The organism is Marinibacterium sp. SX1 (assembly GCF_050389775.1).
GTDB lineage: Bacteria > Pseudomonadota > Alphaproteobacteria > Rhodobacterales > Rhodobacteraceae > Marinibacterium.
The window spans coordinates 2,212,891-2,226,065 of sequence record NZ_CP177144.1 but is presented as its reverse complement, the minus strand read 5'-3'; the positions used below and the strand labels follow the sequence as shown (position 1 = coordinate 2,226,065).

9 protein-coding genes are annotated in these 13,175 nt (G+C 68.2%); 3 read left to right on the top strand and 6 right to left on the bottom strand.

What is annotated here, in order from left to right; all coding sequences use genetic code 11:
- Positions 1-25: 25 nt before the first annotated feature.
- The 3 genes from cobT to ACK3BB_RS09875 all read left to right on the top strand — a co-directional run bounded on the left by cobT (position 26) and on the right by ACK3BB_RS09875 (position 4,361).
- The gene (gene cobT / locus ACK3BB_RS09885) at positions 26-1,900 is read left to right on the top strand and encodes a cobaltochelatase subunit CobT (RefSeq protein WP_428928545.1); all 1,875 of its coding nucleotides are present in this window, start codon (positions 26-28) and stop codon (positions 1,898-1,900) included.
- Positions 1,901-2,162: 262 nt separating this feature from the next.
- Entirely contained in the window at positions 2,163-3,953 is a 1,791-nt protein-coding gene (locus tag ACK3BB_RS09880; protein ID WP_428928544.1) for an aminopeptidase P family protein, read from the top strand.
- A 63-nt stretch (positions 3,954-4,016) separates the two neighbouring features.
- Complete coding sequence (locus ACK3BB_RS09875) at positions 4,017-4,361, top strand: DUF427 domain-containing protein (protein ID WP_428928543.1); 345 nt, start codon at positions 4,017-4,019, stop codon at positions 4,359-4,361.
- A 96-nt stretch (positions 4,362-4,457) separates the two neighbouring features.
- Here ACK3BB_RS09875 and ACK3BB_RS09870 read toward each other — a convergent pair whose 3' ends face one another.
- The 6 genes from ACK3BB_RS09870 to ftsZ all read right to left on the bottom strand — a co-directional run bounded on the left by ACK3BB_RS09870 (position 4,458) and on the right by ftsZ (position 12,899).
- On the bottom strand, positions 4,458-6,146 hold the full coding sequence (locus tag ACK3BB_RS09870; protein WP_428928542.1) for a chloride channel protein: 1,689 nt from the start codon (positions 6,144-6,146) through the stop codon (positions 4,458-4,460).
- Positions 6,147-6,581: 435 nt separating this feature from the next.
- Positions 6,582-7,052: a hypothetical protein gene (locus ACK3BB_RS09865; protein WP_428928541.1), complete on the bottom strand. Its 471-nt coding sequence runs from the start codon at positions 7,050-7,052 to the stop codon at positions 6,582-6,584.
- Positions 7,053-7,150: 98 nt separating this feature from the next.
- Entirely contained in the window at positions 7,151-8,806 is a 1,656-nt protein-coding gene (gene recN, locus ACK3BB_RS09860; protein ID WP_428928540.1) for a DNA repair protein RecN, read from the bottom strand.
- A gap of 39 nt (positions 8,807-8,845) precedes the next feature.
- Positions 8,846-9,703, bottom strand: coding sequence for an outer membrane protein assembly factor BamD (locus tag ACK3BB_RS09855; protein WP_428928539.1), 858 nt, complete (start codon positions 9,701-9,703; stop codon positions 8,846-8,848).
- 279 nt (positions 9,704-9,982) lie between these two features.
- Positions 9,983-10,903, bottom strand: coding sequence for a UDP-3-O-acyl-N-acetylglucosamine deacetylase (gene lpxC / locus ACK3BB_RS09850; RefSeq protein ID WP_428928538.1), 921 nt, complete (start codon positions 10,901-10,903; stop codon positions 9,983-9,985).
- A 298-nt stretch (positions 10,904-11,201) separates the two neighbouring features.
- Positions 11,202-12,899, bottom strand: a complete 1,698-nt coding sequence (gene ftsZ / locus ACK3BB_RS09845) for a cell division protein FtsZ (protein WP_428928537.1) — start codon at positions 12,897-12,899, stop codon at positions 11,202-11,204.
- Between the last annotated feature and the right edge of the window lie 276 nt (positions 12,900-13,175).

Below are 13,175 nucleotides of genomic sequence, written 5' to 3'. Positions count from 1 at the left end.
ACGCCCCCGAGAGCCTGCGAAGACCATGAACAAGCCCGACAATCCCGCCGATCCGTTCAAGAAGGCCCTGGCCGAAGCGACCAAGGTGATGGCCGACGACCCCGAGCTGAATGTCAGCTACTCGGTCGATCCCTCGGGCCTGTCGGGCGATTCCATGCGCCTGCCCCAGGTCAGCCGGCGCATGACCCGCGACGAGGTCCTGCTGGCCCGGGGCACGGCCGATGCCCTGGCGATGAACCGGCGCTACCACGATGCCGGCGTCCATGCCCGCTATGCCCCGCCGGGCGAGATGGCCCGCGATCTCTACGAGGCCATGGAAACCGCCCGCTGCGAGGCCATGGGCGCCCGCGACATGCCCGGCACGGCCGGCAATATCGATGCCAAGATCGGCCACGAGGCCAACCGCCGGGGCTATGACCAGATCCGCCAGGCCTCGGACGCGCCGCTGGCCGTGGCCGCCGGCTACCTGATCCGCCACCTGGCCACCGGGCGCGATCTGCCGTCCGGCGCGCAGAACGTCATGGACCTGTGGCGCGGCTTCATCGAGGAACAGGCCAGCGAGACGCTGGATGATGTCGATACCCTGCTGGACGACCAGGCCGGCTTTGCCCGGCTGGCCCGGCGGGTGATTTCCGACCTGGGTTATGCCGACCAGCTGGGCGAGGATCCCGACAGCGAGGACGAGAACCAGGACAGCGAGGCCGAGGAACAGCCCGAGGACGAGGAACAGCCCGATTCGACGGGCCAGGACGACCAGGACGACACCGAGGCCGAGGCCAACCCCGAGCAATCCCAGGACGAACAGCAGGATGCCGCCGAGGCGCAGGTCTCGATGGACGAGATGGCCGACCAGGAGCTGGGCGACGAGGCCGAGATGCCCGAGGGCGATGCGCCGCTCGAACCGCCCGCCCCGCCGCAGGCCTCGGAGGCCGACCCGGATTACAAGATCTACCTGGGCGAGCATGACGAGGAAATCGCGGCCGAGGACCTGGCCGAACCCGCCGAGCTGGAGCGCCTGCGGGCCTATCTCGACCAGCAGCTCGAACCGCTCAAGGGTGCGGTGAGCCGGCTGGCCAACAAGCTGCAGCGCCGGTTGCAGGCGCAGCAGAACCGCAGCTGGGAATTCGACCGCGAGGAAGGCATCCTGGATGCCGGGCGGCTGGCCCGCGTGGTGGCCCAGCCGACGACGCCGCTGTCGTTCAAGGTCGAGAAGGACACCGAGTTCCGCGACACGGTGGTGACGCTGCTGCTGGACAATTCCGGGTCGATGCGCGGCCGGCCGATCTCCATCGCGGCGATCTGCGCCGACGTGCTGGCCCGGACGCTGGAACGCTGCAACGTCAAGGTCGAGATCCTGGGCTTTACCACCCGGGCCTGGAAAGGCGGACAAGCGCGCGAGGCCTGGCTGAACGACGGCCGGCCGCAGCAGCCGGGCCGGCTGAACGACCTGCGCCACATCATCTACAAGGGGGCCGACGCGCCCTGGCGCCGGGCCCGGCCGAACTTGGGCCTGATGATGAAGGAAGGCCTGCTGAAGGAAAACATCGACGGCGAGGCGCTGGAATGGGCGCATCGGCGGATGCTGGGCCGGCGCGAACAGCGCAAGATCCTGATGGTCATTTCCGACGGTGCGCCGGTCGATGATTCGACGCTGTCGGTGAATCCGGCCAATTACCTGGAGAAACACCTGCGCGACGTGATCGCCATGGTGGAAAAGCGCAAGATGGTCGAATTGTTGGCCATCGGCATCGGCCATGACGTGACGCGCTATTACGACCGGGCGGTGACGATCACCGATGTCGAACAGCTGGCCGGCGCCATGACCGAACAGCTGGCGGCCCTGTTCGACAGCGACCCCCGCGCCCGCGCCCGTGTGATGGGCATCAGAAAGGCCGGCTGAGGCCGGCCTTCGCCTGCGGCGGGTATTTGGGCCAAGAAGAAGACAGGGGCGCGGCGCCCCTGCCCCACCGGCCCGCCGAGCGGATGGGATGAGTGGCGCGCCGTCCTGCTGCTTCTTTCTCTTTCCAAGTATCCCTGCATGACCGTGCCACCGGCGAAACGCCCTCAAAGGGCAAGCCAGCGACCATTCGCGCCGGCACCGGGGGTTGCGCAGGCGGGCCGGATCGGGTGGGATCGCGCGGTCTGAAAACCGGAGTTCCCCCATGTTCCAAACCTTCGAGGTCACCGCCCGCCCCGAGCAGGGCCCCCCGCGACTGGCCGCGCTGCGCGAGGAGATGGCCGGCGCCGGGCTGGACGGGTTCCTGGTGCCCCGGGCCGATGCCCACCAGGGGGAATATGTCGCCGCGCGCGATGCGCGGCTGGCCTGGCTGACCGGCTTTACCGGCTCGGCCGGGTTCTGCGTGGCGCTGCGCGACATCGCCGGGGTGTTCATCGACGGCCGCTATCGCACCCAGGTCAAGGACCAGGTGGCCGATGTCTATACCCCCGTGCCCTGGCCGGATGTGCGCATGGGCGACTGGCTGAAGGACCAGCTGCCGCAGGGCGGCAAGGTTGGCTTTGACCCTTGGCTGCATGCCGTGGCCCAGCTGCGCGAGGCGCGGCGCAGCCTGGACGGCACGGGCATCGAGCTGATCGCCCATGACAACCTGGTCGACCGCATCTGGCCCGACCAGCCGGCCCCGCCGGCCGAACCGGCGCGGGCCCATCCTCTGGACTTTGCCGGCGAAACCGCCCGGGCCAAGCGCGAGCGGCTGGGCCGGGAGCTGGCCGCGGCCGGTCATCGCGGGGCGGTGCTGACCCTGCCCGATTCCATCATGTGGCTGCTCAACATCCGCGGTTCGGACATCGAACGGAACCCGGTGGCCCAGTGTTTTGCCATCCTCTACGACACCGGCGCCGTCGATCTCTTCATCACGCCCTCCAAGGTCGCCGACCTGGCCGACCACCTGGGCGGCGATGTCACGGTCTGGCCGACCGCCACGCTGATCGACGCGCTGGAGGCCCTGGACGGGCCGATCCGCTATGATCCCGGCTCGGCGCCCCAGGCCGTGGCCGACGCCCTGGGCGAGCGCGGGACCGAAGGGCCTGACCCCTGCCTGCTGCCCAAGGCCTGCAAGAACGAGGCCGAGATCGCCGGCAGCGCCGCCGCCCACCTGCGCGACGGGGCGGCGATGGTCGAATGCCTGGCCTGGCTGGATGCCCAGGCGCCCGGCACGATCACCGAGATCGACGTCGTCCGCCGGCTGGAGGCCTGCCGCCGCCAGGACAATGCCTTGCAGGATATCTCGTTCGAGACGATTTCCGGCACCGGGCCCAACGGCGCGATCATGCATTACCGCGTGACCGAGGAGACCGATGCCACGCTGCAGGACGGCCATCTGCTGGTGCTGGACAGCGGCGGGCAATACCTGGACGGCACCACCGACATCACCCGCACCATTGCCGTGGGCGAGATTGGCCACGAAGAACGCGCAGCCTTTACCCGTGTGCTGCAGGGCATGATCGCCATGAGCCGCCTGCGCTGGCCGCGCGGCCATTCGGGCCGCGAGATCGAGGCCGTCGGCCGCATGCCCCTGTGGCTGGCCGGGCAGGATTTCAACCACGGGCTGGGCCATGGCGTGGGCGCCTATCTCAGCGTCCACGAAGGCCCGCAAAGGTTGAGCCGGACCTCGGACGTGGCCTTGCAGCCGGGCATGATCCTGTCGAACGAACCGGGCTATTACCGCGAGGGCGCCTTTGGCATCCGCATCGAGAACCTGCTGGTCGTACAGGCTGCCACGCCGCCGGAGGGCGCCGATCCGGAACGGGAAATGTACGACTGGCGCACATTGACCTTCGTGCCCATTGACCGGCGCTGCATTCTGGCCGACATGTTAGCGGTCGAGGAACGGGCCTGGCTCGACGCCTACCATTCACAGGTATGGGACAAGATTGCCCCGCGCGTTGGCGATGACGCACGCGCGTGGCTGAAACAGGCCTGCGCTCCGCTGTGAGATGTCACGCGAGCGTTACATCCAGCGGGCACATCGCTGAAGACAAACGGGAAGGGACGGGACATGGCTGATCATATCAGGATTCGCAGGGCCGAAGGGGTCTGGACGGTGCGTTCGGGCGGAGCGGTTCTGGCCGAAAGCAGCAATGCGCTGGAGCTGAGCGAGGACGGCTACCCGGCCATCATCTATTTCCCGCGCGGCGACATCGGGATGGCGTTCCTCGAACGCACCGACAAGGTCACGACCTGCCCGCACAAGGGCCAGGCCAATTACTATTCGATCATGAACCGCTCGGCGACGATCGAGAACGGCGCCTGGACCTATGAGAACCCGACCGAGGCCGTAGCCGAGATCAAGGACCACGTGGCCTTTTATGCCACCGACGAGGTGACCGTCGAACGGATCTGACCGGCCCCCCTGCCGGACAGCTGAAAACGCCCCCGTTGCGGGGCGTTTTTCATTTGGGGCGGACGGGACAGGCCCGGCGCCGCCCTGCCCCGTCAATCAGGAATGTTCTTCGGCCGCGGTGGCCGCCAGGGCGCGGTTGTAGGCCTTCAGCGCGTCGACATGGAACAGCGCCCCGCGCAACTCGGGCGCGCTGTTTTCGCCGGTCAGCGAGACCACGGGCAGGAACGTCACCCCGGCCCGGTCAAAGACGGGCATGGCCGCTTCCAGCGTGGCATTGACGTCGACATAAAGCCCCTCACCGATCATCTGCCAGCAGCGCTCGGCATCGGCGGCCCGGGCGTGGTCGGGCTTGCGCATCACCGCCCCGGCCCGGAACATGGCCAGCAGGTAGGCCTGGGGCCCGGCGGCCAGGTGCTTGCCCCGGCGTTCCAGGGCGGTGAGAAAGAAGCTGCGGTCGACCAGGCGCGAAGACAGGGCCGTCGACATCGACACCGAGACCATCACCGCGATGCCGATCTGCCAGTCGCCGGTCAGTTCGAAGACGATCAGCGTGGTCGAAATCGGCGCGCCCAGCACGGCGGCGGTCACCGCGCCCATGCCGGCAAAGGCATAGAGCGTGGCCGTGCCCGACACGTCGGGCAGCACGCCGGTGGCAATCAGGCCAAAGGCCAGCCCGGCCAGCGCACCGACCATCAGCGAGGGCGAAAACACCCCGCCCCCCATGTGGCCGGCCAGGGTGATGGCCACGGCCACGACCTTGACGGCGGTAAAGAGGATGGCCTCGGTCAGGGGCACCTCCCCCTTGAGCGCGCGGAGCGTGGTTTCATAGCCCACGCCGATGATATGCGGAAAGGCCAGGGCGATCAGGCCCAGCAGCAGCCCGGCCAGGCCCGGGCGCATCCAGCGGGGCATGCGCAGGGTCTTCTGGATATGATTGCCGACATCCTCGGCCAGGAAGATCGAGCGCATCAGCACGACGGCGATCAGCCCCGAGACCAGGCCCAGGATCAGGAAGGCCGGCAGCTCGACGTAGAATTGCAGCTGGCCGGGCGTGTTCAGCACGAATTCCGTCAGCCCGCCGAATTCCAGCCGGTTGATCACCGTGCCGGCCACCGCCGCGATGACGATGGGCGCAAAGGCATGGACGGCAAAGTGGCGCAGCACGACTTCGAGCGCAAAGAGCGCCCCGGCAATGGGCGCGTTGAACGAGGCCGAGACCGCCGCCGCCACGGCACAGCCCAGCAGGTCGCGCCCGGTGATCCCATCGGCGTCGATCCGTTCCGACACCCAGGAGGCCATGACCCCGGCCAGGTGGACCACCGGCCCTTCGCGCCCCGACGAGCCGCCCGAGGACAGGGTGATCAGGCTGACCAGCGCCGAGGCAAAGCCGGCCTTGGTCTCGACCCGGCCGCCGTGCAGGGCGGCGCCTTCGATGACGTCCGAGACATTGCGCAGCCGGCCGTCGGCGGTGAACCAATGCAGGATACCCCCGACGATCAGCCCGCCGCAGACCGGGATCAGCACGATCATCCACCAGGGCAGCGTGGCCACGTGGCTGTGCAGCAGGTTGGGATCGTCGGTGCGATAAAGCGCGGCCTGCAGGGCAAAGATGCCCTTGCGGAAGAACAGCGCGGCAAAGCCCGCGGCGATCCCCACGGCCAGGGCGATGAACCAGAACTGGATCTGGCTCGGCCCGCGCCGGCGCAGGATGTGCCAGCCGTCCCGCAGCGTGGCGGTGACGATCGAGAATTGCTCGGCGAAGGCGGAACGGTCTTTGGCGGACATCGCGGGTTTCGGCTGTGATCCTCAGTATGTCTAGGACAGGTGAACAGCCGGTGAAAGGCCTCCGCATCCTCTGTTGTGAAAACCGTGTTGCGGCGGCCAAGGTTTGCAGACTGAGGGAGCCCGTCGCGTCCCGCCGCCGCTGTAAAGCGCTGCCTCGGGAGAGACCGAAGCAGGAGGGCATCGCGTGGCGCACCGTGGGACGGCCGTTTCGTGAAATGCGCTACCTCGGGGCGCAACCGCAGACGGCGCCGATGCGAGCAAAGGTCGAGAGCGGGGCCGTCGCGTGGGGATGCCGCCTAGTCAGGGGCGATGTCGCTGGGTGCCGTCGACAGCGGCTCAGGGGCCGACGCACATCACTGCAACAAGGGCCGACGCACATCACTGTAATAAGGACCGCCGGGGCCGTCACGTTAGGGCGTCGCGCGAGGCCGCCGATCAGCGCGCGCCGCGCACCCGGTGGGCCATCAGATGGGTGGCGACCGACAGCGCGGCCCAGACGGCCACCATGACCGGCTGGCCGACCATGGCCAGCGGGATCAGCACCAGGCCGAAGCCGATCGAGATGACCTCGGTCATGTTCAGCCCGTCGGCAGCCATGTCGGGCAGCTGGCCGATGGCGCTGCCGATCAGCCCGGCCAGCAGGCTGGCCAGCACCGCGCCGACCACCGCCCGCAACCATCCGGTCACCCCGCCATGGCCGAACAGCCCGGCACAGAGCGCCCCGGCCAGGGCCCCGCCGATGGCCATGGCCACGATGTAGCGCAGGACCAGCCCGCGACCGACGTTCTCGACCCCGGGGTCCGAGGCCCGGCCCATGTCCTCGGCCAGGAAGCCGAAGAAGAACGCGCCCCCGATCAGGGCCATCATCACTGTGACGACAAGGCGGGCCTTGGTGGATTCCGACATGGGCTGCAACTCTCTATGACCTGGCCCGAGTGTGACAGCGCGGGCGTCCGGCGTCGAGCGCCCTGCCCGGCCGCGCGGCCCATTGGCCGCCGACAGCGTCAGCCCTGCAACAGCGAGCGGGCGGCGGCGCGGGCTTCTTCGGTGATCGTGTCGCCGGCCAGCATGCGCGCGATCTCGTCCACCCGGTCGGGCGCGGCCAGCGCGGTGACATCCGACAGGGTCGCCCCGTCGCGCACGGCCTTGGACACCCGCCAGTGATGGCCGCCCCGGGCCGCAACCTGGGGCGAATGGGTGACCACCAAGACCTGGCCCGTCGCTGCCAGCGATTCCAGCCGCCGGCCCACGGCATCGGCCGTGGCCCCACCGACACCCCGATCGATCTCGTCGAAGATCATGGTCAGCCCGCGGGCATCCCCGGCCAGGCAGACCTTGAGAGCCAGCAGGAAACGGCTGAGCTCACCGCCCGAGGCGATCTTGTTGAGCGGGCCGGAGGGCGCGCCCGGGTTGGTCGCCACGGTAAAGGCCACCGCGTCGCGGCCGTCGGGGCCCGGGGTCTCGGCCGTCAGGGTCGTCGCAAAGACCGCCCGTTCCAGCTTGAGCGGCGCCAGCTCGGCCATGACCGCCGCATCGAGCTCCACCGACGCCGCACGGCGGGCCTCGGTCAGGGCGGTGGCCGCGGCATCATAGGCCGCCTCGGCCCGGGCCAGCGCCTTGCGCCGGTCGGCCAGGTCGGCCTCGCCGCCATCCAGAGCGGCCAGTCGGTCGCGCAGGTCGCCGGCAAAGCCCGCCAGGTCATCGGCCACCAGCCCGTGCTTGCGCGACAGGCGGCGAATCTCGAACAGCCGTTCCTCGACCTGTTCCAGCTCGCGCGGGTCGAAATCGAGCGCGTCGATACAGGCCTCGATGCCCGACAGCGCCTCGCCCAGCTCGACCAGCGCACGCCCCAGGGCCGCGATCGGCGCATCAACCGTGCCGGTCTCGGCGCTGTCGGCCACGCCTTCGAGCCAGCGCAGCGCATCGCCGGCCGCCCCTTCGGCCCCGTCCCGGCCCACGGCCTGGGCCGCGCGCAGGACATCGGCCCGGATCTTCTCGGCCCCCTGCATCAGCCGCCGGCGGCTGTCCAGCGTGGCATCCTCGCCCGGCTGCGGATCCAGCGCGTCCAGCTCGGCCACGGCATGGCGCAGGAAATCCTCTTCGGCCTTGACCTCTTCCAGCGCCCGGGTTGCCGCCTCCAGCGCCGTGGCCGCCTCGCGCCGGGTGGCCCAGGCCGCGCGCACCGCCGCGCGCAGATCGTCATGGCCGGCATAGGCATCCAGCAGCGCCCGGTGGCCGCGCGGGTTCAGCAGGCCCCGGTCGTCATGCTGGCCATGCAGCTCCACCAGCGTGTCCGACAGCCGGCGCAGCACCTCGCCCGAGGCCCGCCGGTCATTGATCCAGGCGGTCTTGCGCCCGTCGGCCCGGTTGACCCGGCGCAGGATCAGCTCGTCATCCTCGGCCGGCAGCCCGGCCTCTTCGAGCACGGCATGGGCCGCATGGCCCGGCGGCAGGTCGAACACGGCCACCACCTCGCCCTGTTCGGCCCCCTCGCGCACCAGCTCGGCCCGGCCGCGCCAGCCCAGCACGAATCCCAGCGCATCCAGCAGGATCGACTTGCCCGCCCCGGTCTCGCCGGTCAGCACGTTCAGGCCCGGCCGGGCATCAAGCACCAGCCGGTCGATGATCAGGATGTCACGGATATCAAGTGATCGCAGCATGCGAACCGTCCGTAGGGCGGGGTTTCACCCCGCCGCGCCCTAGAGCCACTGGCCCTTGATTGTCTGACGATAGATCTGGCTCAGCCAGTTGTTGCCCCGGTCCTTCATCTCCAAGCCCTGGCTGGTCAGCAGCTTGTAGCTGTCCTCGTACCATTGGGTGGACCGATAGTTGTAGCCCAGGATCGCCCCGGCCGTCTGCGCCTCGTCGAACAGGCCCAGCGACAGGTAGGCCTCGACCAGCCGGTGCAGCGCCTCGGGCGTGTGCGACGTGGTCTGGAAATCCTCTACCACCACGCGGAAGCGGTTGATCGCCGCCGAGTAATGCTTGCGCCGCAGGTAATAGCGCCCGATTTCCATTTCCTTGCCGGCCAGGTGGTCGAAAGCCAGGTCGAACTTGAGGATCGCCGACGTGGCATATTCGCTGTCGGGATAGCGTTCGATCACCGCGCGCAGGGCCTGCAGGGCCTGGAAGGTCAGGCCCTGGTCGCGCCCGACCTCGTCGATCTGGTCGTAATAGGACAGCGCCAGCAGGTACTGGGCATAGGCCGCATCCTCGTCGGCCGGGTAGAAATCGATGAACCGCTGGGCGGCCGTGCGCGAATTCTCGTAATCCTTGTCCTGGTGATAGGAATAGGCCTGCATGATCAGCGCGCGCTGCGCCCATGAGGAATACGGATACAGCCGTTCGATCTCGCCGAAGTAATAGGCCGCATCCTCGGGCCGGGCCCGGCTGAGTTCGTATTCGCCACGTTCAAAGATCTGCTCGGCGGTAAACCCTTCGAGATTCTCGACCCGCTGGTTGCCGCCACCAAAGAGGCCACCGTCGCCACATCCGGCCAGTGTCAGCGCCATTACCAAAACAGCCGCCTTACGGAACGCCGACTTGCCGCCTGTCATTCTCGCCTATCCTCACCGCATAGTGCCCGGGGTGTGCCCCGCTTTTGAGTGGGTCTAGCACATTAAAATCCGGTGCAAAACGCCTTATCGTGCCTTCGCCCGATGCCAATTTTGCCGCGCCCTGCCCCCGGGGGCCGACAGGCAAGCGCTTGAAATCACCCGCAAACATGAAACAGGCGGCCCGTCGGGGACCGCCTGCGCCCTGGCACCGGCCCAAGGCCGCGTGCCGATTGTGATGTGACCGGAGCGCCCATCACGCCCCCCGGTTGCATGGCCCGGTCATGCCACCTGCGGGATTTCGCGGGCGGCCAGGCCGGCGCCCGGCAGGCGCATCATCTGGTCTTCGTCGCAGACCACCATGCGCACGGCGCCGGGGGTGGCAAAGGCCTGGCGCAGCAGGCTGTTGGTCACCGAATGGCCCGCCCGGTTGCCGATGTAACGGCCCAGGATCGGACCGCCGGCTAGGGCCAGGTCGCCCAGGGCGTCCAGCATCTTGTGGCGCACGGCCTCGTCGGCATGGCGCAGCCCGCCCGGCGTCAGAACCTCGGCCCCGTCGACGACAACGGCATTGTCCAGCGTGCCCCCCTTGATCAGGCCGGCCGCACGCATCTGGTCGATGTCTTCCTTGCGGCAGAAGGTCCGGCTGTCGGACAGCATGCGCACGAAGGCGCCGTTGGCCATGTTCAGAACGCGCGACTGGGCGCCGATCGCCGGATCGGGGAAATCGATGCGGAAATCGATTTCCATGCCGTCCATCGGTTCGAACCGGGCCGTTGCCGCGCCCACGGTCACCTCGACCGGCGCGACGATTTCCAGCGCCCGGACCGGCGCGGTCAGCGCCTGCAGGCCGCGGTCCATGATGCCCTTGACGAAGGGCAGCGACGAGCCGTCCATGATCGGGGCTTCGGGACCGTCGATGTCGATCAGGGCGTTGTGCACGCCGCATCCGGCCAGCGCGGCCATGACATGTTCGACGGTCGAGACCGACACGCCGGCGGCATTGATCAGGCGGGTGCAGAGCGGGCTTTGCTCGACGACATGCCACAGCGCGGGGATCATCGTGTCGCCCAGCGTGATGTCGGTGCGCCGGAACCAGATGCCATGTTCGGCCGAAGCCGGGCGGATGGTCAGCCGTGCCGGGCGGCCCGAATGCAGGCCGACCCCTTCGAAGGTCACGGGTGCTTTGAGCGTCTGTTGCATGTTACCCCTTCCGGACCCGTCATTGGGCCCTCTTCCGTGCCATTCGCGCCTGTTCGCTTACTCATTTACCCGGAAAAACAACAAACCGCTCCGGGAACAGGTTCCTTCGCCGCACGGCAGAAATCGTTAATCCTGAAGTAGAGAACGGGTGGGTGCATCTCAATTCAAAGTTTGCAACCATTTGAAACATGCCTGAAAGCAATGGGCGGGGCCTCGCCCACCCCCGGCTAGTCACCTGTTTTCAAACAAAAAAGAGGCCGCGCAAGGCGGCCTCCGAGTGCTTGGGTTGTGATCCCGGTCAGTTTGCCTGGCGTCGCAGGAAGGCCGGAATTTCGATGCGATCCTGGTCGGGATCGTTGGACGGCTGGGCCTGGACACCAGCGCTCGGCTGGTGAACCGGGGGCTGTGCGCGCACGGCCGAGCCGGTGTGATGCTCGGGCGTGTCGCCGGCATGGCCGGTCATCCGGTTGATCAGCGAGTTGATGCCGAAGCGCGGGCGATCGTGCTCGGCGGCAGGTGCCGGGGCCGGACGCGGAGCCGGCTGGCTGTCCTGGGCCCGGGCGGCGGCGGCCCGCAGGCGGTCCATCATCTCGGGCGTCGGCGTGCCGGGCAGCGGGGCCTTGGGCGCGACAAAGCTGTCGGGCTCGGCTTCCAGCGACTGGGCGCGCTGCGGCTCAAAGGCTGCGACCCGCGGCTGGTAAGCCGGCGGCGGCAGGCCGTCATCCGACAGCGAGGCCGGTTCGTCTTCGTAGAAGCCCTGCTCTGCCCGGTCCAGCGCCGCGGCGGCATCGGAATCCAGCCCGTCGAACAGGCCCGGCTCCTCGGCAGCGGCGGCATATTCGGCCGGCGCGCTGTCAAAACGCTGGGGTTGGGCGGCGGCCATGGCCGGCTGGGCCACGGGCTCGGCCACCGGGGTCGGCGCGGGCATGGCAACAGGCTCGGCGATGTTCTGGGCGTCCTCGACCGAGGTGGTCGCCTTCAGCGGGCGGGCCATCGGGCGGCGCGGCACGGGGATGTCGGATTGCACGTCCGAGGCATCGATGCCGGTGGCCACGACCGACACGCGGATCATGCCGTTCATGTTCTCGTCCAGCGTCGAGCCAACAATGATGTTGGCGTCCGGGTCGACTTCCTCGCGGATGCGGTTGGCCGCCTCGTCCAGTTCGAACAGGGTCAGGTCGTGGCTGCCGGTGATGTTGATCAGCACGCCCTTGGCGCCGCGCAGCGAGATCTCGTCGAGCAGCGGGTTGGCAATGGCCTTCTCGGCGGCCTGGATGGCGCGATCTTCGCCCTCGGCCTCGCCGGTGCCCATCATCGCCTTGCCCATCTCGTCCATCACGGCGCGCACATCGGCAAAGTCGAGGTTGATCAGGCCGGGCCGGACCATCAGGTCGGTCACGCCCTTGACGCCCTGGTAGAGCACGTCGTCGGCCATCGAGAACGCCTCGGTAAAGGTCGTCTTTTCGTTGGCCAGGCGGAAGAGGTTCTGGTTGGGGATGATGATCAGCGTGTCGACCATCTTTTGCAGCTGCTCCACGCCGTCTTCGGCCTGGCGCATGCGCTTGGCGCCTTCGAACTGGAAGGGCTTGGTCACGACGCCGACGGTCAGAACACCCAGTTCACGCGCCGCCTGGGCGATGATCGGGGCTGCGCCGGTGCCGGTGCCGCCGCCCATGCCGGCGGTGATGAAGCACATATGCGCACCGGCCAGGTGATCGACGATCTGTTCGATGCTCTCTTCGGCAGCCGCGGCGCCGACCGAAGCGCGGGCCCCTGCCCCCAGTCCTTCGGTCACTTTCACGCCCAGTTGCACGCGGGCGGGCGCCGAGCTTTGCTGCAGCGCCTGTGCGTCGGTGTTGGCCACCACAAAGTCCACACCATCGAGCTCTTTCTCGATCATGTTGTTGACTGCGTTGCCGCCTGCCCCTCCGACACCGAAGACCGTGATCCTCGGCTTGAGTTCGTCCTGGCCCGGCATCGAGAGGTTCAATGTCATCTGCTATCCGCCTGTCTGCTGTCACCCATTCGGGCGTTTTTTACCTGTCCGGGGATATCCTAGCCCGATGCGTAGGGATCGTCACCCAAAAAACACGCTGATACCACAAAATAACGGGCTTTTGCGCCCGTTCCTTGCAGCATTTCGCCGATGCGACCAGATCTTGGGTTTCCCCGGTCACATGACACAAACAGGCAATCCACTGCACCGCAGGCGCGGAACAGGCTGGGTCGTTTCTGTCGGTGGGTCCTGCTCGACCCTGCGTGTTGGCGCGCA

Coding starts and splice junctions, on each gene's coding strand:
- ACK3BB_RS09865 (WP_428928541.1), bottom strand. CDS start 7,052: ATGTCGGAATCCACCAAGGCCCGCCTTGTCGTCACAGTGATGATGGCC.
- ACK3BB_RS09875 (WP_428928543.1), top strand. CDS start 4,017: ATGGCTGATCATATCAGGATTCGCAGGGCCGAAGGGGTCTGGACGGTG.
- ACK3BB_RS09855 (WP_428928539.1), bottom strand. CDS start 9,703: ATGACAGGCGGCAAGTCGGCGTTCCGTAAGGCGGCTGTTTTGGTAATG.
- ACK3BB_RS09880 (WP_428928544.1), top strand. CDS start 2,163: ATGTTCCAAACCTTCGAGGTCACCGCCCGCCCCGAGCAGGGCCCCCCG.
- recN (WP_428928540.1), bottom strand. CDS start 8,806: ATGCTGCGATCACTTGATATCCGTGACATCCTGATCATCGACCGGCTG.
- lpxC (WP_428928538.1), bottom strand. CDS start 10,903: ATGCAACAGACGCTCAAAGCACCCGTGACCTTCGAAGGGGTCGGCCTG.
- ftsZ (WP_428928537.1), bottom strand. CDS start 12,899: ATGACATTGAACCTCTCGATGCCGGGCCAGGACGAACTCAAGCCGAGG.
- ACK3BB_RS09870 (WP_428928542.1), bottom strand. CDS start 6,146: ATGTCCGCCAAAGACCGTTCCGCCTTCGCCGAGCAATTCTCGATCGTC.
- cobT (WP_428928545.1), top strand. CDS start 26: ATGAACAAGCCCGACAATCCCGCCGATCCGTTCAAGAAGGCCCTGGCC.